Here is a 22567-nt window from a genome sequence, read left to right as displayed (position 1 = left end):
GGGTTTTAAATAAAAATTTAACATTTTATGGTCTTATTTAAAGGGAAGATAAAGCAAAGGAAGTATTAGGAATGAAATTAACGATAGACGTGTTAGTAAAATTTAATGCAGCAAGAAAAGAAATAGACGCTAAATTTTCAGGTCTACTGCATGTGCACACAACCTTAATAAAATCTCTTATAACACTAGCAAATCCGCTAACAGGAATAGTTACTGATATCACTTACCGTGACATCTCCGAATTACTAACTATTAACAAAGCTCCAGGAAGAACTGAATCAGGAACTCCTCAAAAAGAAACAATTCGAAGTTATTTGCGATCCATTGAAAAACAATGTCCCGAAGATTTTAAAGTTATTAGTGAGGGCCAAAAACTACAATTTCAGTTCCCAAAATTACCAGAGATTTATGCCGGTTTTCTTGAAAAATCAGAAGTGTACACAGAGCGCAGGGATGAACAATCCATATCTAAGCCCATTGAAAATCCTAAGAAAAATGATGAATTAAAATCGCTTGAGAACACACAGGAATACACGGAGCTGTACACAGATGACTCCGCAGTAAAGAATAATAATATATTTAATATAACTAACTCAAACAAACAAACTCAAACTGCGGGCAATGATTTTTCTTGCAGCAAAAAACAAATTAGCGACGACTTTTACCCAAACACAAAAACCATCGAACTGGCTTTGTCCATGGGACTCACCAAGGTGACGGATTTCACGGAAATTCAGGCGTTCATCAAACACAACAAAAAACTAAACACCCAATGGGCTGATTTTAATCCAGTATTCATTACCTGGCTGGAACGAGATGCCCAATACATGCAAAAACAACAACAAAAGGCACAAGGACAATTAAGGAGTAATCACAATGAGCGTGGTACCAATCAAAGCAGTCTTAACCCAGCAGCACTTGAACGAGTCAGCCAGCAGCATGGCATTTCAATCGAATCACTCTGGGGCACCTCAGGCAGTGAACTCAACTCCCGTGCATTTATCGCAGGAACACTTGTCCAGCCTATGGATGAAACTGACAGCAATCTACGGACAGCTTTTTATTAGTAAGCATGGGGTTAAGGATACGGGCGTTTGGTTTGCTGCACTTAAAGATTTAACACCTCGTGCATTAGACAGTGGCGTGGAGCGATTAATGACATTGAGTAAAGGCGATAAGTTTTGTGAGTTTCCACCAAATTGCCTGCAATTTCGCGCGTTATGCCTTGGTTTTTATAGTGAGTTGCGTATGCCGAAGCCCTCTGAGGCTCATAGAGAAGTTTTAAATCGTGCCTACACTACCAACCCACAATGGAGTCATATAGTTGTTAAATATACTGCCAAAAAATTGGGTTATAAATTTTTAGAAATAATAAATGAAGGGGAGTCCTTTGCCGTGTTTAAGGAAGCCTATGAGCAAGTTTGCCACTTAGTTCGCCAAGGGCATAGTGTTCCTGAAATTAAAGAAGGGGTAATGCTTCCTAAACCTCAATCAAAAGACGTTGCAACAAAACACTTAAACTTAATGCGCCAACGACTAGGAATTGCATCATGAGACAGATACCAAAATTAAAGCTCTTTTCAAAAGAAGAACTCTATTGCCTTCTAAGCGCCTGCTCTGAATCGTTAACCTTGGCGTATCAAGAAAGTAATGATACTGATTTTTGGCACATTGCAATCCAGCAAGGCTTGCCTGTGAAGCCTTGGGCTTTGAAATTAATTCACAGAAGAAAACACACCAAATCCATTAAAAAACTTAAGGAAAAACCATGCTCATTTTAACGCGCAGAATAGGTGAAACAGTAGTAGTAGGTGATGACGTATTTATTACGATACTCGGAATTAAAGGCAATCAAATTCGCTTAGGCTTTGATGCCCTGACCATATTTCAATTCATCGCCAAGAAATCTATCTAAAGGTTCAGGAAGAAAAAACAATGCGCCTTGATTCAGAGGATACTGTAAATGGCAATGGCGTGCCAATACCACCATTAAAACGAACAGAGTCTCATCAATACACTGCTCATTAAGTGATGTAGCTCTAAATGAAGTGCAAATAACCCTTTGCACTAATTAAGCAAAATTAAATCAAAAATCGGATGTTTATCATCTGATGGGAATTTTTTTGACTTTAAAAAAGGAATTAGGACATGAATGAAGGAGTTCAAAGATGAACAATGATGAAGAACAGTCAACGGTAAAAACCCGTGCTAAAGAAAAATTGCGCCGTGATTTAGGGTCTGTCATTGAGAACGCTTTAGCCGATCCTAAAACAGTGGAGATCATGCTCAATGCGGATGGGCGTCTTTGGCAGGAACGGCTGGGCGAAAAAATGCAATGCATTGGAACCATGTCAGCAAGTCGTGCTGAATCGGTTATTAAAACCATTGCGGGTTTTCATGGCAAAGAAATTACCCGCTTCAAACCAACCCTAGAAGGGGAGTTGCCACTGGATGGCTCACGCTTTGCAGGCCAGCTTCCTCCTGTTGTTCATGCGCCAACCTTTGCCATTCGTAAAAAAAGCTCTATCCATCTTTTCGCTGGATGAATACGTTTTGTCTGGTGTGATGTCAAAAGAGCACTGTGAGGCTATTAAAAAAGCCATTGCAACCCATCGAAACATCCTTGTTATTGGTGGCACAGGCTCCGGTAAAACAACTCTGGTCAACGCCATCATCAATGAAATGGTTTTATTCGATCCAACTGAGCGGGTTTTTATTATCGAAGACACGGTGAAATTCAATGTGCCGCTGAAAACTGCGTGCAATACCACACAACCCTTGAAGTCACCATGACCATGCTGCTTAAAACAACCTTAAGAATGCGCCCGGACCGAATTTTAGTAGGAGAAGTTCGAGGCGCTGAAGCCCTGGATTTACTGGATGCCTGGAATACCGGGCATGAAGGAGGGCGGCCACTCTTCACGCCAATAACCCTGCCGCAGGTTTGACGCGCTTAAAATCACTCATTACGCGTAATCCTTCCGCACCTGCAGACATTGAACCGCTCATAGGCGAGGCAGTTCATTTGGTAGTCCATATCGCCCGAACTCAGGATGGTCGTCGCGTGCAAGAACTCTTAGAAGTTTCAAGCTTTAGCGACGGCCACTACATTACCCGAACTTTATAAGGAGAATTATTTAATGAATAAACACGCTCTGTTTTTAAAACCCCAAGTATTCATTGCCTTAGGCTTAATGATGTTGCTCTTACTAGGAACCGAGCCTTCTTTTGCATCAAGCACCAGTGGAGGAGGGTTGCCTTTTGATAGTTGGCTTACAAAATCAGTAATTCCATTACAGGACCTTTTGCCTTCTCCGTTTCTATTATAGGTCTTGTTGCCGCAGGTGCTGCGTTAATTTTTGGTGGCGATATGAATGGCTTCATGCGGTCGTTGATTTTTATCGTGTTGGTCCTTGCTTTCATCATTGCTGCAAAAAACACCCTCTCTGCCATTACAGGAAAAGGGGCGCAAATTGGTTCACATTCGGTTCACAGTATAAGGGTTGCATCATGAGCCTGCGTTCCATTCCCATTCGACGTGCTGGAAATCGTCACAATCTGTTTATGGGTGGCGACCGAGAACTGGTGATGTTCTCGGGCCTACTGGCCGCAATCCTCGTATTTGCTACCCAAGACTGGATTGCGTTGTTTGTGGGTATTGGGCTGTGGTTTTTATCCCTCTGGATGTTAAGACTTATGGCCAAAGCCGACCCACAACTGCGATTTGTTTATTTACGCCAGCGTCGCTATCAACCTTATTACCCAGCACGTTCCACTCCATTTCGGGTGAATACTGGGTCCCAGGAGAGGCAATATAATGATTGAATTTATCCTAGTGTTTATTTCGGTATTGAGTATTGCGCTTATTTGGATTTTATTTGCAACAGTTCGCAAATCCTCTACTGAACTTCGTCTTAAAAAACATCAGCAAAAAGAGGCGGGGCTTTCTGATTTACTCAATTACGCAGCCTTAGTTGATGATGGGGTCATTGTCGGAAAAAACGGGGCATTCATGGCCGCTTGGCTCTACCGTGGTGAGGACAATGCGAGTGCCACCCATCATCAAAGAGAACTGGTTTCTTTTCGCATCAATCAGGCTCTCAGCGCTCTTGGCAGTGGTTGGATGGTTCATGTGGATGCAGTAACGCCGGGCAGCACCTGGCTACAATGAAGGAACCCAATCTCATTTCCCTGATGCACTATCCGCAGCTGTTGATGAAGAGCGACGTCGCCATTTTGAGCGTTTAGGGACGCTTTATGAAGGGTTTTTTATCATTACCGTGACCTGGTTTCCGCCAAAGCTTGCGCAACCGTCAATTTGTGGAGTTGATGTTTGATGACGATGCTGAGAAACCCAACCGCCATGCTCAAACCACCAAACTCATCGAGTCGTTTAAACGAGAGTGCCATAACATAGAATCACGTTTGTTTGGTGCAGTGTCTTTAACCCGATTGGGTAGCGAAAAAGTTCTGCAAGAAGACGGCAGTGAAGTGATGCACGACAATTTCCTGCGTTGGATTCAATTTTGTGTCACAGGCCTTAATCACCCAGTTCTTCTGCCTGGTAACCCAATGTATCTTGATGCGGTGATTGGTGGGCAAGAGCTATGGACCGGTGTCATTCCAAAGATAGGGCGACAATTTATTCAATGCGTTGCCATTGAAGGTTTTCCTTTGGAGTCTCATCCTGGAATTTTAACCACTCTTGCGGAGTTATCGATTGAGTACCGTTGGTCATCACGCTTTATTTTTATGGATAACATGAAGCCGTTGCACACCTTGAGAAGTATCGAAAGAAATGGATGCAAAAAAATACGGGGCTTTTTCGATCAGGTATTTAATACGAATAGGGGGGTCATTGATACAGACGCTATGGACATGGTACAGGATGCTTCAGATGCCATAGCCGAAACCAACAGCGGCATGGTGGCTCAGGGTTATTATACCAGTGTAGTCGTGTTGATGAGTGAGGACAGAGCAAGCCTTGAGCGCGCCGCACGTCACATTGAAAAGCGATCAACGCATTAGGATTTAGCGCCCGCACTGAAACGATTAATACCATGGATGCCTTCATGGGACGTTGCCAGGGCATGGCGTTGAAAACGTCCGAAGACCTTTGTTAAACACTATGAATTTGGCTGATTTACTTCCGACCAGTACCATTTGGACCGGTCAAAATGAAGCACCAAGCCCTTTATTTCCTCCAAGCTCACCCGCTCTTATGCATGGAGTAACCAGTGGTAACTCTCCATTTCGCCTCAATTTGCATGTCCGTGATTGGGTCATTCCATCATGTTTGGACCAACCCGTTCAGGTAAATCAACACATTTAGTCTCATTGCTTTGCAATGGCGCCGTTATTTAGGTTTCGCATCTATGCATTTGATAAGGGAATGTCAATGTTTCCCTGCATGCCTTGGTGCTGGCGGAAATCACTATACGATTGCTGCAAAAAATGAGCGCCTGGCTTTTGCACCGTTACAGTTTTTAGAAACTAAAGCAGATAGAGCCTGGGCTATGGAGTGGATTAATACCATTTTGGCATTAAACGGAGTAACGACAACGCCTGCTCAACGCAATGAAATCGGCTATGCCATCATGAACATGCATCAAAGCCACTCCAAAACCCTATCGGAGTTTTGTCTTACGATTCAAGATGAAATCATTCGAGAAGCACTAAAGCAATACACCATTGATGGATTAATGGGGCATTTGTTGGATGCGGAAAACCGATGGTCTTGGTCTTTCTGATTTATGACCTTTGAGATTGAGGAGTTGATGAATTTAGGCGAAAAATTTGCGCTTCCTGTATTACTTTATTTGTTTCGTCGTATTGAACAGTCTCTGGATGGTCGTCCGACGCTCATTATTCTTGATGAGGCGTGGCTCATGTTAGCTCACCCGGTATTTCGCATAAAATCGCCGAATGGCTCGACAGCAATGGCCAAGAAAAACTGTTGTGTCCTGATGGCCACCCAACATCTGTCCCATGCGGTCAACTCAGGAATTCTTGAAGTGATTGTGGAATCCACCGCATCCAAAATATTTCTACCTAATCCTAATGCACGTGCCAAGAATCTGCTGCAACCTATGCCCAGATGGGACTTAACCCAACTCAAATTGACATTATTGCCAGTGCTGTTCCTAAACGAGATTACTACTACGTCAGTGAAAAAGGCCGTCGTTTTATACAGTCTGGCGCTTGGACCACTGGCACTTTCTTTTGTTGGGGCCACCGATAAGGAGTCCATAGCCATGATTCAACAATTAGAAAAAACACATAAGGCCAATTGGGTGCATGAATGGCTACGCACCAAAGGATTGGCTCTTAACGATTATGGGGTGACTGCATGAATATGCTCAAAAAAATAAGCTTTAATGGATTCAACAAACAGTCTAAAGACTTAATGCAATCGAATGATAATCCCTACTTAAATGCCAGGCGAACCTGGAATGGGCATGTCGCAGGAGTGATGTCTGCCCTTCAAGTATGGCAGGTGGTAGGCATTACTTCACTCATGATTAGCCTTGCATCCGTGGGTGGCTATGATTTACATCGGCAACCAATCAAAATTCATTCCTTTAGTGTTTCAACAAGATTCTTCGGGCAATACCGTTTCAATCACCCGTGCTGACCGTATAACCTGATGCAAAAACCGATGATTACCGCACCACCGTAGCTCAGTTTATTGAACACATTCGCCTGGTCACTGCAGATGCGGATTTACAACGAAAAGCGGTGTTGCAAACGTATGCTTTTTTAAATGCACAAGACCCCTGCAACGTTAAAAGCCAATGAATACTTAAACGCCAACAAAGAGGTGAATCCTTTTAATCGTGCAGCAATGAAACCGTCAGTATTGAGATCCGCTCTGTATTACAGCAATCAAAAGAATCATGGCAAGTCGATTGGTTAGAAACAGTAAGAAGTCGTGATGGCTCACAAAAGACAAAACCTACTTTAATGCGGGCAATCGTCTCTATTTATCAAAACGAACCCACCAGCCAACCACGGACATTGAGGCGCTGCGTAACCCGCATTTTCTCTATATTCGTGATTTTAAATGGTCTAAACAAATTTAACTTAAGGTGATCTCATGAAGAAACAACTGCTTTTTGCATTAATGTGTGTCCCTGTTGTGGCACTTGCTGGCGCTTCCGAGGATATAGCCGATCGCTATTTTTTCTAAAAAGTGGTTCAGCTCACCCCACAGGAACAATCAGCCCTTTCCATTGGTAAAAATGGCAAACTGGAATGGCGACTAGCAAACCAGTTACGGCTCGAGATGGGTCCATTGCTTTTGTTTATGGCTCAGGCCAGACCAAATCTTATGTGCCGTACTGCAAGTTTGTGATGTTGCCCTACAGCCTGGTGAACAGGTGAATAACTCAATGTGGGCGATCCACGCTTTCTTGTTGAGCCTGCAATCACCGGAATTGGTCCTGCCCAACGATTACATTTGCTGATTAAAGCGCTTGATGTGGGTCTTGATACGTCTTTAGTAGTCACCAACCGAACAGAAGAACCTATCACTTACGTCTTCGCTCTTCTCGCAAAACAATTTATGCCGTATGTGTCCTTTATTTACCCGGAAGATGCCCAAGCCAAATGGGATGCCATTCGGGTGAAAGAAACCATTGAGCGTCATAACAACACGATACCCTTACCGCGAATACCTAGGTAATTTGAATTTTAACTATTGCATCACAGGTAACACCCGCTGGAAACCACTCGGGTATTTAATGATGGGGTTAAAACCATCATTGAAATGCCTCAAGCGATGCAACAAACGCAAGCACCTACCTTGCTGGTTTTGCGCCATGGGGGATTATTTAAAAAAGCTGAAACGGTGATGGTTAATTATCGGTACAAAATAATCGATTTATTGTAGACACCGTTTTTGATAAAGCCATTTTGATTGCGGTGTTGGCCGAAACCAAGAAAAAAATCACCATCACCAGGAGAAAATAATGAGACTCAAACTACCCTTTATCCTGCTGCTTACTTTTAATCTTTTAGGATGTGTCACAGTCCAACAAGGGAGCTTTACACCAACTCCAGTGACCCTAAATAAAGCAATAACCAAAGATTGCATCAATCGTTTGCTTGCTCTTTATCCTCCGGCCCGAACCCGGTTTCAGTTCAAACAGTCCGTTAAAGACTCTTTTGGTGTGTCGCTCATTGAAGGCTTACGACAAAAAGGCTACAGCATCAATGAATCATCAAGTCATGGAGCAGCTCTCAAGGATCACAAAATGTGGCTTTGTACTACGTAGTCGATGAGCCCATCAAAGGAACCTTATATCGAGTCACCCTCATAGTGGGGCAACAATCTCTTAGCCGCGCTTATAAAATTAAAAACGGCACATTGACCCCTTTAGGGTTTTGGGTTCGAAAGGAGTAAACACCATGAAAAAAAATGATGATCTGATGTTACCTAATGCATCCCTGGAATTTAAACCAAAACGGGGTACGTCGAGTCAATAATCTTCCTCTAATCCTTGTTATCGCAGGCTTTTGCGCTGTTTGTACTCATTCATTGCCTTCGTCGCCATGAAGCGCGCCAATCAACAACACCCAACAAAGCAAGATCCCATTCCTGTAGAGCGCCATATGGATTCTTCATCAATGGCAGCTGAAATTGTAGCAGGGCGTGCAGGAGGCATTATTATGCCCGCCAAACCAGTTGAGAAGGTGAATACCAGCCTGGCACTGCCTGTGGCCTTAGTCGATAATCCAGATAACCCCACCGTTATCCGTAATAAACCGCCTATTTACGTCCAAAAACGAATGTCGTTCTGGTGAGCTGACCTCACCCGATCTTCGATCGCATCAAGATGGCAAAGATGGAACAATTGAGGATGGCGGTAAAAGCAAAAATGAGCATCCCACTTCCCGATCAACTGAGCACATGCATCAACGTTCAAAAACGCAACATGCAGGGGATGATGCCCAGTCAAAACTGGCAGCCCTTAAACGTCAAATGGAACTTCTTAATTCAGGAATCCTACTGCTTCATATCAAGCAGATTACAGCAAATACCGCGCTGCTATGGGAGGCATGAGGGGGATGCGGGGATGCATCTGATTCAAAACCCATCGCAAAATTCAGGCGATCTTTCCGACCGATGGGAGCTTCACTCTACAGTGGAGGCACCGAGTACACCTTTTGTTTTGAGAGCAGGAGCTGTGATTCCCGGAATAATGATTAGTGGTGTCAAACCTGATTTACCGGGGCAAATCATTGGTCAAGTCTCGCAAAATGTCTATGACACTGCCACTGGTAAATACTTATTGTTCCCGCAAGGAACACGCCTCATAGGGATGTATTCAAATGAAGTGTCCTATGGACAGAGCTCAGTGTTGATTGCCTGGCAACGCCTGGTTTTCCCTGACGGAAAGGCATTAGATATAGGTTCCATGCCGGGTGGCGATAGTGCAGGTTATGCAGGATTTCATGACCAGGTAAATAACCATTACGTGCGTTTGTTTGGCTCGGCTTTACTCATGTCAGGTGTTGTTGCTGGCATCACCTACAGCCAAAACCCAACACAGACGGGGGCCTTTGGCCAACCCGCTCAACCCACTGCAGGCTCTGTGATGAGTGCCGCATTAGGCCAGGAATTAGGGCAGGTTACATCCCAAATGATCGCGAAAAACTTAAATATAGCGCCAAGCCTCACCATTCGTCCAGGCTATGAATTTAATGTCATCGTGGTCAAAGACATGACCTTCACCAAACCTTATCAATCATTTGATTATTAGCATTAAGGAGATAGCACCATGTTGATTCAAAAAATACTCTCTTTAACGGTTAGGACATCAGTTACCGGCGATCATCTTGGTTCAACGCGGTCTATGCGAATTTACCAGTCATTGATTTTACTAATTTACTTGAAAGCGTGACTCAGACATCACAACAACTTCAACAATATAAAACGCAATTAAGCCAATATGAAAACATGGTTAGAAAAATACTAAAAATTCTGGATAAATTCACCTGGGATGAAGCCACCAACACCATGGATAACCTAGTCAACTCCATAGATACGCTGAACTATTACAAACCAGCAAGCAGCGGCATGAATGAATATTTATCCCGATACCAGGACGAGAACCATTACCGAAACATGCCTTGTTTTAATGGAGGACAATGCAGTGAAGCAGAGCTTAATGCGTTACTGCAACAAGAAGCAAATGCCTCAGAAGCTCAAAAACGAGCCAATGACGCATGTTACGGGGCTTAGAACTTCAAGAAGTAGCCATGAAATCTGATGCACGTCAATTGACTCGTTTACAAGAACAAGCACAAGGTGCCCCAGGGCAAATGGCAGCCCTTCAAGCGGCAAACCAATTGGCGAGCGCTGAAACCAACCAACTACTGCAAATTCGAGGCTTAATGGTGGCAGAGCAAAATGCCCAAGCGACACGCCTTGCGGCCATCGCAGATAAAGAAGCGATACAGGCTGCAGGAGATGAGCGCTTCCGCCAAGGGATTTTTAAAAAAAGTTCAGGAAAAACCTGGTAATTCACTGACATTCAAAAGGAGCACAAACATGAATCAATCACACTTAATGGCGTTGTTACTGGTAGGACTACTCACAAGCTGCGACCAACCACCAAAACCTGCAACCGAACTAACGTGCAAGGACTCTCCAACAGGGCGTTCTAAAGCCGAGCAAACCCTAATAGCAGATGCGTGTTTTCGCCAGGGAAATTTTAAAAAAAGTTCTGGGATGGAGTGGTAAGAGCATGAAGAAATTTTTTGCCTCAAGTGTATTCATCTGTTTTTTGACGCTAATGTGTCACTCAGCACATGCAGGAGCATCAGGAATAAACAATGCCGATCTCCTAGACAGCATTCTTGTACGTTTTGCAAATACTGCATCAGGGTGGGGAAAGCGACTGGTTGAATTGGGCACCTGGTTATTTTGGGGATTAACCTTAATCAGTATGGTATGGACTTACGGGTTAATGGCTTTAAAAAAAGCGGATATTGGCGAATTTCTTGCTGAAACCGTACGCTTTTTTGCAACCCACGGGGTTTTTTCTTGTGGATTTCTAAGAATGGTCCTGCGATTGCAACGGCCATTATGGATTCGTGTCGAATGATGGCATCACAAGCCTCTGGATTAAATAAAGTGGTCTCCCCTTCAGGAATTATTGACATAGGTTTTGATATTGCATCCAAGGTAGTTGATAAATCATCCATTTGGTCTCCCGCCACATCCACTGTGGGCTTATTAATTGCCACCGTGATTCTTATCGTGCTGGCCTTAGTCAGTATCAATTTATTAATCATCCTGATTACCGGATGGATTCTGGCCTATGGTGGGGTGTTTTTATTAGGTTTTGGTGGTGGTCGTTGGACTCAGGACATTGCGATTAGTTATTACAAGATGGTTTTAGGCGTAGGTGTAGAGATGTTTGCCATGGTTCTTTTAGTCGGAATTGGCAAGTCCTTTATCGATCAATATTACGCCGCCATGGGTAATGACATGGCCTTTAAAGAACTGCTGGTGATGTTAGTCGTGGCCATCATTCTCTTACTTCTTATGGATAAAATCCCGTCTAAATTAGGCGCCATTGGTAAGCGGTGGAGGAGGCGGTGGCGGTAGCATGGGTGGGTTTGGTCTTGGAGCGGCCCTTGGTGCTGCTGGTATGGCCGGAGCCATGGCGTCCGGTGCTGCAGCTTCGGCAATGGGTGCGGCTACAAGCGCTGCAGGAGGAGGATCTGCCCTAAAAGCAGCGTTTCAAGCCGCTCAAAGCACTATGGCAGACAGTTCATCAGGAGGCGGTAGTTCCTCAGGACTATCAGGTGGGAGCCTGGCAAGTGCCATGGGAGGTGCCAGTCGAATGGCAGCGCTTATGGGATCTCAATTAGCATCAGGAGCAACTCAAACGGTCAAAGATAAATTCGATTCCATGAAAGAGTCCGCTTGCGCCCGGATTTCTGAAACCTTTGGTGGACAGGTCGCACAATCCATCAATGACCATGAACGATAGCGGCTCAGGTGGAGAGAACACGGTTCAAATGACAAAAGATGCCAGTAATGACAGCGCTCCTGATTTTAGTGGCGACAGTCTAGGTGGCAGGTAACGTGGTGAGCATAGCCAGTCAGAATGAGAAGTAGCTCATTTTGTCAATCAATCTCCACGTATTGATGCGGGGGATGAATGATAGCGATTGATTTACCTCCACAGATTGAAGAGCGCGTGGTGTGCTCCATTATGGCTGCCGTGAAATATGAAGTGCCTGCGAACATCGTTCTGGCTGTTGCTGAAAAAGAAGGGGGAACGCCGAAACAGTGGGTTAAAAACAGCAATGGGACCTTTGATGTCGGCTCCATGCAATTTAATACCACCTACCTTAAAGATTTAAAAAAGTACGGCATTACCCGCGGACGACGTAGCACAACCAGGCTGTTATTCCTTTGATTTAGCCGCTTGGCGCTTGCGTGGGCATTTGCGTCATGACTCTCAAGACTTATGGACCCGGGCTGCCAACTATCATTCCAGAACCCCTAAATACAACCAGATTTATAGGGAAGATTTAATTAAAAAAGCAGCCAAATGGGGGCAATGGTTAGAGGTGCGTTTTCCAACCTATTGGCGTGACCCAACCGGGTAGTGCACCACTACGAGCCATTCATACCAGCATAGCGGTACCGCAACCGCTGAATAAACCAACTAAAAGTGAGACGGTTTACGTCAATCGTAACGCACTAAAGGCATTAGATGCCTTTTATACATCAAACCCGATGCGAGGTTTTTCATGAGACAACACAGCCAGTATAAAAGTGGTCCAGAAGGTAGGAATCACCAAAGCACGACACAGCAAATCAATACCCTTATTAGCAATCGCCTCCCTTGCGGCTGGCCTTCAAGCTGCCACTCAATACCTTGCTTATCTTTTTGATTAATCAAGACGCTTTAGGTGCTTCATGGAACCATGTCTATCTACCCTGGTCAATTGTTACCTTGGTGGCAACAAGGATATGTACTTTATCCCCAGGCCGTTTACCACCGCCAGGAAGTCTGGGTGCCATGCTCACAGCGGTTGGCTTAATAGGGTGTGCCATGTTGAAGCGGGTGGCGCAAAACTCATCAACAACCAATGCACATTTGCATGGCTCAGCCCGGTGGGCCAATCGAAAAGACATTATTGAATCAGGTCTTTTAGGTACCGAGGAAGGGGTTTATGTAGGAGCCTGGGAAGATAAAAACGGCCAGCTCCACTATTTACGCCATAATGGACCTGAACACATTTTGACTTATGCCCCGACTCGCTCAGGAAAAGGACTGGGGTTAGTTTTGCCTACTTTACTGTCCTGGCCTCACAGCGCACTCATTACCGATTTAAAAGGGGAGCTTTGGGCGATGACCGCAGGATGGCGAAAAAATCACGCGAATAATAAAGTCATTCGCTTTGAGCCAGCTTCTTTAAAGGGTTCTGCCCGCTGGAATCCTCTGGATGAAATTCGAATTGGGACAGAATATGAAGTGGGTGATGTCCAAAATTTAGCAACGTTGATTGTTGATCCTGATGGCAAAGGCCTTGAGTCTCATTGGCAAAAAACCTCTCAAGCCTTATTAGTTGGTCTCATTCTTCATGCCTTATACAAACTAAAAAATGAGGCAATTCCTGCACATTTCCCAAACATCGACCGCATGTTGGCGGATACCCATCTCAGCGTTTCAGATTTATTGAAAGAAATGACGCAATATCCCCATCAAAATAACGTCACTCACCCCGTCATTCATGCAGCCGCTAGAGACATGATTGACCGGCCCGAAGAAGAAGCAGGCTCAGTCTTATCCACCTTAAAATCCTATCTGTCGCTTTATCGCGATCCGGTTGTTGCACGAAATGTTAGCGCATCTGATTTTAGCATCAAAGACTTAATGAACCATGACCAACCTGTAAGCCTTTATATTGTCACCCAACCAAACGATAAGGCACGTTTGCAGCCGCTAGTTCGCGTACTCATCAATATGAGCGTACGTTTACTGGCAGATAAAATGGAGTTTGAGCGCTTCCTTCCTGAAACCTCATTCTGGCAACGATTTTTAGTGCGCTGTACTCTGCGTCCTGAATCATCACACACGGTGCGTACCAAAAAAACCTACAAACACCGACTCTTAGGCATGATTGATGAATTTCCAAGCCTTGGAAAACTCGATATTCTGCAAGAGTCTCTTGCCTTTGTTGCAGGCTACGGCATTAAATTTTATCTGATTTGCCAGGACATTAATCAACTCAAAAGCCGTGAGAGGGGTTATGGTCCTGATGAAACCATTACCTCTAACTGCCACATTCAAAATGCATTTCCTCCTAACCGCCTTGAAACTGCAGAGCATCTATCAAAACTCACGGGACTTACAACCGTGATTAAAGAGCAAATCACCACCAGCGGCCGACGTGCGGGACTTATGTTAAGTCAAGTATCACGCACTATTGCCGAAGTACAACGTCCATTATTAACTGCCGATGAATGTTTACGCCTTCCTGGACCTAAAAAAAATTCAATGGGTCTGATTGAGCAGGCGGGGGACATGGTGGTTTATATGGCCGGATTTCCTATGATTTATGGTAAGCAGCCTTTGTACTTTAAAGATCCTGTTTTTACTGCTCGCGCAGCCCTTGCCCCTCCCGCAATAAGCGATACCTTGCGTCAGAGTCTTAGTACAAATGAGGAAATTCATTTATGAAACGACTGGCAAAAAAAGCAAGCATGATAGTGGCCATCGCAAGCTTAAGCTTCATTTTTTTAACTGGACTTCTCACTATCAGTGGCGCTCGGTTTAATACCTCCAGAAGTATTCCACTAGGCCTTTATTGGATAACCAAACACCCCATTCAAAAAGGAGAGTACGTTCTATTTTGTCCACCACAAAAAGCCATCTTCCAAAACGCATTAAAACGAGGATATATCCATTCTGGTTTTTGTTCTGGTGGCTTTGGTTACATGATGAAACGTGTTCTAGCGTCGCACAATGATGTCGTATCCATCAATCCATGGGGTGTCTGGGTAAACAATCGGTTCGTAGAACATAGTGTTCCGTATCCAACAGATGAGCAGGGGCGGCCATTGCCCGAACTGACTCTTCGCCAATACCCATTAAAGAATTCTGAATTACTGCTGATGACCGACCAAAACGATCTGTCCTTTGATGCGCGGTATTTTGGCCTCATAAAGCGTTCTCAGGTTAAGGCGGTGATTTCGCCCATCCTCACTTGGGGATCTACTTCTTAAAAAGGAACAAACCATGCGTTTATTTATTGCAGAAAAACCATCCGTGGCTAGTGCTCTAGCCCAAGAGCTTGGAGTAACGGGTAAAGGGGAGGGCTATATTGAATGTGGCACTGATAAAATCACCTGGTGTTTTGGCCACATGCTGGAATGTGCTGAGCCTGATGAGTACACCGCCAATGACGTTCCAAGGCATCCTAAAACCGATAAAAAAATATGGCGCGTTGATGAGCTGCCCATCATCCCAGCAACCTGGATTATAAAACCCAAAGATGAGGCAAAAAAACAACTTAAAATTATTGGGCAATTGCTCAAAGAGGCACAGCTCATTGTTAATGCTGGAGACTCCGACAGGGAAGGGCCGCTCTTGATTGATGAAATCTTAGAATACTTCAATAACCAAAAGCCTGTAGTTCGTTTTTGGGTGTCTGCTCATGATTCCATCTCATTGCAACGCGGATTCGCGTCCATGAAAGACAATGCACACTATAAAGGATTAAGTCTGGCTGCACTCAGTCGAAGCCGTGCGGATTGGTTAATTGGCATGAATTTAAGTCGTGCTTATACCTTAAGTGCTCAGCGTGGCGGGTGTAATACTTTACTGACGGTGGGACGCGTACAAACACCGACCCTGGCCTTGGTTGTTGCCAGGGACGAGAAAATTGAGGCCTTTAAATCAAAGGACTATCATACCATCAAGGCTGCGTTCCAGGTTGAAAACCATGCCTTTTTAGCGACCTTTCATGCAGAATAACATCAGCAAGTGTTTAGATTCTGAAGTCGTTTGATTGATCTGATATTGCCAATCAAATCCTTAGTCAAGTGACAGGCTACTCGGGATTAATTACCCAATACACCAAAGAACCAAAGAAAAAAACCATCCCCGCGCTTACTCTCTATCCGATATTACCCTAAGTGCCTCCCAAAAATGGGGCTATACAGCTTCTGAAGTACTTGATGCCTGCCAATCCTTATATGAGACGCACAAACTCACAAGCTACCCTAAACCCGATTGTGGTTTTTAACCCGAATCCCAACGGGGTGATGCACCAAAGGTTTTAGAGGCTCTAAAAACAGGTTAATCCTGAGTTGACTGCGCTTATTGAAACGGTGTGATACGTCCATTAAATCAAACACATGGGATGACAGCAAAGTAGGGGCGCATTATGGAATTATCCCAACTCAGCATCTGGGCAACAGGCGCAAGACTTAATGAAAAAGAACGAGTTTGTTTATTGAATTAATTGTCCGCGCCTATCTTGCCCAATTCTACCCCGTGCACGAATACCTGAGCACCACAGTTCACATTGAAGTGAATGGTATGACCTTTAAAACCTCTTGGAACAACCCATATTCATAACGGCTGGCGAGATGTGTATGCCGTTGTAGATGAAGAAGAAACCGCAGGGACTAATGAACAGCAAAAACCTGCCTGCAATGAGGGTAAATGAGGCCTGTGACGTGCTTAAAAGCCACCAGAATCGATGCCAAAACCAAGCCAACCAGGTCGATCACTGAAGGGACCCTGCAACGAGCGATGGGAAAACATCCATAGATATATCGTAGGAGAAGAACATAAAAAAATGCTCAAAGAGGGTGATGGAATTGCACATCAGCAACTCGTGCATCCATTTATTTCAGAATTAAAACGTCGTGATTTTTGGAAACAAAAGGGCGAACTATTCTCAGTACTTCATTAGGAAAAAGCATCATTGATGCACTTCCCGAAGGTGTCAAAAGCCCAATTCTAACTGCCATTAATGAGCGTATTTTAAAAGACATGGAAGAGGATGAAGCCCTCTCTTGGGATTCATTGAAAGGCAAACCCTATTTGTAACGGAATGGGTAAAAAAGCGAATGGTACAGCCATAGCATTCTCAGGAACTAAAAACGCGCTGACCAATTTCCAAATCAATACAGCTGCTTCAGTGTGTGGCAAAGGACTTGTTCGACGCCCTGGGGAAAAAAGGATTTTGGTGGTCCTGTAGCGCTTATCCGCAATGCAAAGAGAGCTATCCCGATGCAAAAGGAAAACCCGCTTATACCCCTAAAAAATCAAGATAAACAAGAGGAACACTTCATGAAAAAACACTTATTTCTTTTAAATATTTGGTTTGGTTTATTGGCTTACAGCACTGTTGCCACATCAAGTCTGCTTCCACAGAATATTGAACAGCAAAATTAAAGAAGCTGTTGATACGATTCTCATCCAAGTGGCTAAGGAAGCCAAAAAACGGAGTCTAAAATCAATGCGATTCCAGTGGTCACGCTCCACGAGGTAGGGGAGTCCTATCAAAGGGGGGATTGTTTTTGGGTTGATGAACCCGACAACACGGGCTAATCGTTGCCAAAATCGATGCAAATCAAGGTGTCGGTATGTCATGGCAAAATGGAGAAAGTGGCGACAAAACAACGAATGCTCTTGGCAACGGAGTTTATGCAGGTCTATCCAACACCCACTTAATTGTGAGTCAACAAACCATTGACGATCAGGATGGGCGTTTTGCAGCATTGATCGCTCAAAGTTTTTTCTGTCCTATCCGATGGGGTTTCTGCGTGCACTGAGAATGAATTATGTTATGGCAACTGGTATTTGCCCTCATTAAACGAATTACATCTTCTAAGAGCCAATCTTTATGACAAGGGCTTGGAAATTTTCACCCAATCTTTATTGGTCCTCAACGGAAGCAAGCGTCAACCAATCGTTCGCTTAGATTGGATCACTAGTGAATCCAGTTCTCTTGATAAATCAAGTACTGAGCCTAAGGTTCGCCCCATTCATTCTTTTAATTTTAATGAGGAAATCATGAACAAATCAATTCTTACCATAATGTTATTAACCAGTCTAAATGCCCATGCCAGTCACACCGGACTTTGGCGAGCAATAGTTGCATTAGGCGGGCCAAATATCGGCCCTTCAAGCTCAAGTCAACCAGCTTCCACAACCCATTCATTATCAGGCAGGTCCAGGAATTGAAATTCAAGGTGCTGTAATCACTGCCAAAATTATCCAATCAGCACCATATTGGCGAAGAATATCGCGGCGGTATTGTTTTTTATGTCGATGAAACAGGCCAACACGGATTGATTGCCAGCAAAAGAGATGTTCTAAGCGATGGAGTGCAATGGCGAAATGGGCCCTCAGGAAACAAAGTAACCAATGCACGAGCAGATGGAATAGGCGCTGGAGAAACCAATACACGAGTCATTATTGCAGAGCAAACGATTGATAATCAAAAAGGAACGTTTGCAGCCCTAAAAGCCGTATCCTTTCAAGTTCTAAGTGATGGAATAACGCCCTGCCAGACCCCAATTGCAATGACAGCATGTGCTATGCGGATGGTATTTGCCAGGTGCTTTTGAATTACAACTCATGCACACCCATTTACGAGAAGCCAACCTGTCCTCCTTTGCGCCAGACCTATATTGGAGTTCAACAGAAGCAAACGCATCCAAAGCCTGGCTCATTAATTTTTCGACTGGAGAATTGGTTGCCAGTGACAAATCCAACACGAATGCTCGGGTTCGCGCTATATCCCATTTTTAATAAATGAAACTAAAAAGGATTAAAAAATGAAAAAAATACATCTGTTGTTTGCCTTGTTGTGTGTTTATCTGCATCCATCCTATGCGTGTTCAGATTGTGACATGCCCTTAAGTTGGGGGTTTTCTGGTAGCTTGGGCCTCACTCATTATGATTCTGTATATAACAATGCATGGACAAAGCGTCATGGGAAGATTGAGCTTGAATACCCAATACAATCTGTCTAGTTTTTTTGCTCTTGGAATAGACGCAGGAATACAAAATGGCAATACCATGCGTTTGGATATTCCTAAATCAACCCTGGATGAATTAGGAGGCGAGCCAGTCAGCATCCTTGTTAAACCGATGATAGATATTCTGGTAACAGCACAAATTACTCCTTTTGAAGACGAGCGAATATTTGGTTTTCTCAAAGGAGGAGTGGCCTATCGACAAGCTCAAGTCGATAGAAATGAAGTCAATGATTTATCTCAAATCAGTCCAGAGCTTCAAGCAGGAATAGGCTATAAATTAAACGACAATTTAGCCCTACATATAGAGTATCAACAGGTATTTGGAGGCAATCCCGACTATCAGGTGGATTCTTTAACCGAAACGGCGCGTATCACTAATATTCCTACTCAACAAGCAATATTACTTGGACTTTCAATCCTTATTTAATCCGTAAAAATGAATTAGAGCGTTTCAAAACTAGCGGCAAATCACTAATCAAAGGAGTTAACTCATGAACCCGAAAACCCAAACACCAAATGACCGTCATTTAAACGTGAAAGCCAATGAAACTCAAGTGTTGTCTGAAAAACTGCTTGATGCACTCACCCCAGGGCTGCAAGTGGAATTTGATCCTGATGAAGCGATGAAATCTGGCGCCTTCATTGAGGACGCATTAACTGAAGCGGATGCCAAAGACAGCTGTTTTGATGAAATGGATAACATCAATGCAGGTACTAAAAGACATAAACATTATCGGAAAGGATCAATAATGAATAAAAAAACCGTTTCATGAAGTGATCGCTGAACGATTAATTCAGCAGTTAAAGCAAGGAACAGCTCCATGGCAAAGACCATGGGAACCAGGTGCTCCCAATGCGTTTATACCGATGAACCCAATCACCGGAAAACGTTATAAAGGAATAAATGCTATTGCACTAATGGCCCAGGATTATCGCGATCCGCGTTGGATGACCTACAAACAAGCAGAAGAGGCTCAAGCGCAAGTGCGAAAAGGCGAAAAAGGTTCTGCTATTCAATATTGGAAATTTACCGAAGAACAGATCAAAAAGGATGAGCAAGGTAAACCAGTACTGGATCCTCATGGTAAGCCCGTTAAAATTGAAATTCGCCTTGAGCGGCCACGAGTGTTTTATGCCACCGTATTTAATGCAGAACAAATTGATGGATTACCTCCACGCACTCAAAAGGAATCGCCTGGAATTCCATCGACCGGGCTGAACAGATTCTAAGTTCATCTGGAGCTGCTATTTTACATGGTGAGAACAACCGCGCGTTTTATAGACCCTCCACGGATACCATCCATCTGCCTGACAAAAGCCAATTCTTAAGCGCAGATAATTATTATGCGGTTGCTTTGCATGAACTCGGCCATTGGACTGGGCATTCAACACGAATGGACAGGGATTTGATTCATCCTTTTGGAAGTGATGGCTATGCCAAAGAAGAATTGCGGGCTGAAATTACCAGCATGATTTTAGGGGATGAATTGGGGATTGGTCACGATCCAGATCAACATGCAACTTATATCGAGTCTTGGATTAAAGTATTACATGACGATCCATTGGAACTGTTTCGTGCTGCTGCAGAGGCTGAAAAAATGCAACAATTCATTCTATCTTTCGAACTAAAACAAGAACAAGTACAAAATACCAATCACCCTTTGCCAAACGAGCTGGAAAACAAAATGACATTGGCAAATGAAGTAGAACCTGTAAATCATGATAATCATTTAAATGAAAATCCACCCACCTTAGACGACGAGATTGCCACGCTCAATAAAGCTCAAAGTCAACTCCAAACCCAAGCCCCAACCAACCAAACTCCAGTCACCAATAAGTCTGCAGAGATTGAAAAACTATGGCTCGATATTCCCTTTAAACAAAAAGAAGTAGCTAAAGAACTAGCGGGTGTTCTTCCCGATGGCAAAAAAGCCATTGCATGGGATAAAGAACACTCTCGCTGGTTTGCTCACCCTGGTGCTAATTTAGAACTCTTAAAACCTTGGATTATCAGCCCACAGCTTGATACTGGCTCTAAAGCTCAAGATATCGAGCCATCACAAATCGCCACTGAAAAAACATGGCTTGCTGTACCATACGAGCAAAGAGAAGCGGTCAAACATATTGCAGGAAGGCTTGAGGACGGTAAAAAGGCAGTAGAGTGGGATAAGGCCGCAAAATGCTGGTTTGCACACATTGGCACCAATTTAGAACCTTTAAAACCCTGGATTTTAAACACGAACCTAGAACGGCAACAGCCTGCCTTAACACCTGAGCAGGAATTTTCCGATATATTGAAAAGTATCGGCAGTATTGTTACAGGCGAACATCCTATTATGGATGGAAAAAAACATCGAATCAGCGTTGAAGGGGATAAAAAAGGTGAAAAGTCAGGGTTTTATGTGGGGCATCTTGATGGTCATCCTGCGGGTTATGTTAAAAATAACCGCACGGGTATTGAGACAAAATGGAAAAGTAAGGGCTACTCATTAACTGATGAAGAGCGAGCCACATTGCACGCACTTGCAGCCACAAAAATTAAAGAACGGGCTGAGGAACAAAGGCAAGACCAGGAAGAAGCGGCCAAACGAGTAAGCAAACAATTATCCGATTTAGTACTCATAACAACCCCAACGCCTTATTTACAGACCAAAAAAATCGAACCCCATTCTGAAATATTCACAGATGTTAACGGACAAACGACTTATATTCCTGCAACCGATGCAAGTGGCAAACTATGGACTATGCAATACATTAAAGAAGATGGGACCAAACGATTTGCTAAAAACTCTCGCAAGGAAGGATGCTTTCATGCTTTGGGCGGGCTTAACGCATTAGCCGAAGCTCCTGCCCTTGTAATCGCAGAAGGGTTTGCTACTGCTGCAAGCATCTCTCAAGAACTTGGGTTTGCTACAATTTCGGCCTTTGATGCAGGAAACTTAGAGCCAGTAGCGCGGGCTTTGCAAGAACAATTTCCTGATAAACCCATTATTATTATGGGGGATGATGATAAGCATCTTGAAATAAATCAAGGAATTAATCCAGGAAGAAGCAAAGCGCTTGACGCTGCAAAGGCCGTTAATGGCATTGCCTTGTTTCCAATTTTTGCACCTGGTGAACAGGCAGGAGATCCAAAGTCATTTAGCGACTTTAACGATTTGGCATCCAAAAGTGTATTGGGCTCTGAGGGAGTAAAACGCCAGATTAAACCTATTGTCGATAAAATAATTCAAAAAAATGAAACGTCTATTATAGAGCAGAAAGAAATCAAAATGACCAGGCATCAACACAGCACGTTGACCTTATAAAATCATATTATCCAAAGGGTTCCTTGCAAGAATCCTTTGGAGGATTATCGAGTCACATGAAAATTCAATTTTCATCCTCGTGCGTCTTCCGCTATTGAGTTTTTGGACAATGCCATACTTTTGTCTATTTTTGCTAATCACGACTCTTTTTATGTAGTTGTCGAATCACTACTTGGTGTGAACCTAAGCTTAGGATTAGTTCATTTATAGGGTATTTGTGGGTAAAGAC

At 43.8% G+C, this 22567-nt stretch carries 29 protein-coding genes and 8 pseudogenes; all 37 read left to right on the top strand.

The genetic code is table 11. The features are described 5' to 3' along the window. The first annotated feature begins 71 nt into the window (after positions 1-71). Positions 72-1067 carry a Vir protein gene (locus FOLKNPGA_RS18150; RefSeq protein ID WP_182352917.1) on the top strand — a complete coding sequence of 332 codons (996 nt, stop codon included), beginning with the start codon at positions 72-74 and terminating at the stop codon, positions 1065-1067. Beyond that, entirely contained in the window at positions 1030-1554 is a 525-nt protein-coding gene (locus tag FOLKNPGA_RS18145; RefSeq protein WP_182352916.1) for a hypothetical protein, read from the top strand. Before FOLKNPGA_RS18150 ends, FOLKNPGA_RS18145 begins: the two co-directional genes overlap by 38 nt. Further along, positions 1551-1781 (top strand): hypothetical protein, encoded by a 231-nt coding sequence (locus tag FOLKNPGA_RS18140; protein ID WP_255466108.1) that lies wholly within the window; start codon positions 1551-1553, stop codon positions 1779-1781. Before FOLKNPGA_RS18145 ends, FOLKNPGA_RS18140 begins: the two co-directional genes overlap by 4 nt. Continuing rightward, a pseudogene (gene csrA, locus FOLKNPGA_RS18135) lies at positions 1769-2028 on the top strand (carbon storage regulator CsrA). Before FOLKNPGA_RS18140 ends, csrA begins: the two are co-directional and overlap by 13 nt. A gap of 140 nt (positions 2029-2168) precedes the next feature. Continuing rightward, on the top strand, positions 2169-2546 hold the full coding sequence (locus tag FOLKNPGA_RS19260; protein WP_370529214.1) for a hypothetical protein: 378 nt from the start codon (positions 2169-2171) through the stop codon (positions 2544-2546). Then, positions 2452-2948: pseudogene (locus FOLKNPGA_RS19255) on the top strand (ATPase, T2SS/T4P/T4SS family). The gene FOLKNPGA_RS19260 and the pseudogene FOLKNPGA_RS19255 overlap by 95 nt, the downstream one beginning before the upstream one ends. After that, complete coding sequence (locus FOLKNPGA_RS19250; RefSeq protein WP_370529213.1) at positions 2945-3127, top strand: hypothetical protein; 183 nt, start codon at positions 2945-2947, stop codon at positions 3125-3127. The pseudogene FOLKNPGA_RS19255 and the gene FOLKNPGA_RS19250 overlap by 4 nt, the downstream one beginning before the upstream one ends. Positions 3128-3140: 13 nt before the next feature. Beyond that, a pseudogene (locus FOLKNPGA_RS18125) lies at positions 3141-3514 on the top strand (TrbC/VirB2 family protein). Beyond that, the gene (locus FOLKNPGA_RS18120) at positions 3511-3825 is read left to right on the top strand and encodes a conjugal transfer protein TrbD (protein ID WP_182352915.1); all 315 of its coding nucleotides are present in this window, start codon (positions 3511-3513) and stop codon (positions 3823-3825) included. The pseudogene FOLKNPGA_RS18125 and the gene FOLKNPGA_RS18120 overlap by 4 nt, the downstream one beginning before the upstream one ends. Beyond that, complete coding sequence (locus FOLKNPGA_RS19115) at positions 3818-4171, top strand: hypothetical protein (protein ID WP_255466106.1); 354 nt, start codon at positions 3818-3820, stop codon at positions 4169-4171. The genes FOLKNPGA_RS18120 and FOLKNPGA_RS19115 overlap by 8 nt, the downstream gene beginning before the upstream one ends. Before the next feature lie 158 nt (positions 4172-4329). Beyond that, a complete protein-coding gene (locus FOLKNPGA_RS19110; protein ID WP_255466105.1) occupies positions 4330-5028 on the top strand; it encodes a hypothetical protein in 699 nt (232 codons plus the stop codon). A gap of 100 nt (positions 5029-5128) precedes the next feature. After that, positions 5129-5332, top strand: a complete 204-nt coding sequence (locus FOLKNPGA_RS19105; protein ID WP_255466104.1) for a hypothetical protein — start codon at positions 5129-5131, stop codon at positions 5330-5332. Positions 5333-5375: 43 nt separating this feature from the next. Further along, entirely contained in the window at positions 5376-5750 is a 375-nt protein-coding gene (locus FOLKNPGA_RS19100) for a hypothetical protein (protein ID WP_255466103.1), read from the top strand. Between the two features lie 27 nt (positions 5751-5777). Next, positions 5778-6353 carry a hypothetical protein gene (locus FOLKNPGA_RS19095; RefSeq protein ID WP_255466102.1) on the top strand — a complete coding sequence of 192 codons (576 nt, stop codon included), beginning with the start codon at positions 5778-5780 and terminating at the stop codon, positions 6351-6353. Between the two features lie 53 nt (positions 6354-6406). Next, positions 6407-7082 (top strand): annotated as a pseudogene (locus FOLKNPGA_RS19245) (VirB8/TrbF family protein). Between the two features lie 110 nt (positions 7083-7192). Continuing rightward, positions 7193-7971: pseudogene (gene trbG / locus FOLKNPGA_RS18105) on the top strand (P-type conjugative transfer protein TrbG). Continuing rightward, positions 7971-8276, top strand: a complete 306-nt coding sequence (locus tag FOLKNPGA_RS18100; RefSeq protein WP_182352914.1) for a hypothetical protein — start codon at positions 7971-7973, stop codon at positions 8274-8276. Before trbG ends, FOLKNPGA_RS18100 begins: the two are co-directional and overlap by 1 nt. Further along, positions 8258-8404, top strand: a complete 147-nt coding sequence (locus tag FOLKNPGA_RS18095; RefSeq protein ID WP_182352913.1) for a hypothetical protein — start codon at positions 8258-8260, stop codon at positions 8402-8404. Before FOLKNPGA_RS18100 ends, FOLKNPGA_RS18095 begins: the two co-directional genes overlap by 19 nt. Positions 8405-8553: 149 nt before the next feature. After that, a complete protein-coding gene (locus FOLKNPGA_RS18090) occupies positions 8554-8805 on the top strand; it encodes a hypothetical protein (protein WP_182352912.1) in 252 nt (83 codons plus the stop codon). A gap of 272 nt (positions 8806-9077) precedes the next feature. Beyond that, the gene (locus FOLKNPGA_RS18085) at positions 9078-9764 is read left to right on the top strand and encodes a TrbI/VirB10 family protein (RefSeq protein ID WP_255466100.1); all 687 of its coding nucleotides are present in this window, start codon (positions 9078-9080) and stop codon (positions 9762-9764) included. Between the two features lie 137 nt (positions 9765-9901). Beyond that, positions 9902-10246 carry a hypothetical protein gene (locus FOLKNPGA_RS19080; RefSeq protein WP_255466099.1) on the top strand — a complete coding sequence of 115 codons (345 nt, stop codon included), beginning with the start codon at positions 9902-9904 and terminating at the stop codon, positions 10244-10246. A 17-nt stretch (positions 10247-10263) separates the two neighbouring features. Then, entirely contained in the window at positions 10264-10527 is a 264-nt protein-coding gene (locus tag FOLKNPGA_RS19075; RefSeq protein ID WP_255466098.1) for a hypothetical protein, read from the top strand. Positions 10528-10555: 28 nt separating this feature from the next. Beyond that, on the top strand, positions 10556-10747 hold the full coding sequence (gene trbK, locus FOLKNPGA_RS18075; protein WP_182352910.1) for an entry exclusion lipoprotein TrbK: 192 nt from the start codon (positions 10556-10558) through the stop codon (positions 10745-10747). A 4-nt stretch (positions 10748-10751) separates the two neighbouring features. After that, positions 10752-11111: a hypothetical protein gene (locus FOLKNPGA_RS19070; RefSeq protein WP_255466097.1), complete on the top strand. Its 360-nt coding sequence runs from the start codon at positions 10752-10754 to the stop codon at positions 11109-11111. Then, a complete protein-coding gene (gene trbL / locus FOLKNPGA_RS19065) occupies positions 11093-11617 on the top strand; it encodes a P-type conjugative transfer protein TrbL (RefSeq protein ID WP_255466096.1) in 525 nt (174 codons plus the stop codon). Before FOLKNPGA_RS19070 ends, trbL begins: the two co-directional genes overlap by 19 nt. A gap of 1 nt (position 11618) precedes the next feature. Then, the gene (locus FOLKNPGA_RS19060; RefSeq protein ID WP_255466095.1) at positions 11619-12005 is read left to right on the top strand and encodes a hypothetical protein; all 387 of its coding nucleotides are present in this window, start codon (positions 11619-11621) and stop codon (positions 12003-12005) included. Between the two features lie 171 nt (positions 12006-12176). After that, a pseudogene (locus FOLKNPGA_RS18065) lies at positions 12177-12609 on the top strand (transglycosylase SLT domain-containing protein); the annotation flags it as partial. A gap of 305 nt (positions 12610-12914) precedes the next feature. Beyond that, positions 12915-14711: a type IV secretory system conjugative DNA transfer family protein gene (locus FOLKNPGA_RS18060; protein ID WP_370529216.1), complete on the top strand. Its 1797-nt coding sequence runs from the start codon at positions 12915-12917 to the stop codon at positions 14709-14711. Then, positions 14708-15256 (top strand): conjugative transfer signal peptidase TraF, encoded by a 549-nt coding sequence (traF, locus tag FOLKNPGA_RS18055; RefSeq protein WP_182352937.1) that lies wholly within the window; start codon positions 14708-14710, stop codon positions 15254-15256. Before FOLKNPGA_RS18060 ends, traF begins: the two co-directional genes overlap by 4 nt. A gap of 13 nt (positions 15257-15269) precedes the next feature. Next, a pseudogene (locus tag FOLKNPGA_RS18050) lies at positions 15270-17317 on the top strand (DNA topoisomerase 3). A 312-nt stretch (positions 17318-17629) separates the two neighbouring features. Continuing rightward, the gene (locus FOLKNPGA_RS18045) at positions 17630-17818 is read left to right on the top strand and encodes a hypothetical protein (RefSeq protein ID WP_182352936.1); all 189 of its coding nucleotides are present in this window, start codon (positions 17630-17632) and stop codon (positions 17816-17818) included. Between the two features lie 28 nt (positions 17819-17846). Then, positions 17847-18230: a hypothetical protein gene (locus FOLKNPGA_RS18040; RefSeq protein WP_182352935.1), complete on the top strand. Its 384-nt coding sequence runs from the start codon at positions 17847-17849 to the stop codon at positions 18228-18230. Between the two features lie 143 nt (positions 18231-18373). Further along, positions 18374-18616: a hypothetical protein gene (locus FOLKNPGA_RS18035; protein ID WP_182352934.1), complete on the top strand. Its 243-nt coding sequence runs from the start codon at positions 18374-18376 to the stop codon at positions 18614-18616. Positions 18617-18826: 210 nt separating this feature from the next. Further along, entirely contained in the window at positions 18827-19024 is a 198-nt protein-coding gene (locus FOLKNPGA_RS18030; RefSeq protein WP_182352933.1) for a hypothetical protein, read from the top strand. Beyond that, positions 18984-19457: a hypothetical protein gene (locus FOLKNPGA_RS18025; RefSeq protein ID WP_182352932.1), complete on the top strand. Its 474-nt coding sequence runs from the start codon at positions 18984-18986 to the stop codon at positions 19455-19457. The genes FOLKNPGA_RS18030 and FOLKNPGA_RS18025 overlap by 41 nt, the downstream gene beginning before the upstream one ends. 64 nt (positions 19458-19521) lie before the next feature. After that, a complete protein-coding gene (locus FOLKNPGA_RS18020) occupies positions 19522-19803 on the top strand; it encodes a protein TraD (protein ID WP_182352931.1) in 282 nt (93 codons plus the stop codon). Next, positions 19787-22338, top strand: a pseudogene (locus FOLKNPGA_RS18015) (zincin-like metallopeptidase domain-containing protein); the annotation flags it as partial. The gene FOLKNPGA_RS18020 and the pseudogene FOLKNPGA_RS18015, both read left to right, overlap by 17 nt. Positions 22339-22567 lie beyond the last annotated feature (229 nt).

Origin of the sequence: Legionella sp. PC1000, from assembly GCF_014109805.1 — a bacterium.
Taxonomy (GTDB): Bacteria; Pseudomonadota; Gammaproteobacteria; order Legionellales; family Legionellaceae; genus Legionella; species Legionella resiliens.
This window is presented reverse-complemented; position numbering and strand designations above follow the sequence as displayed.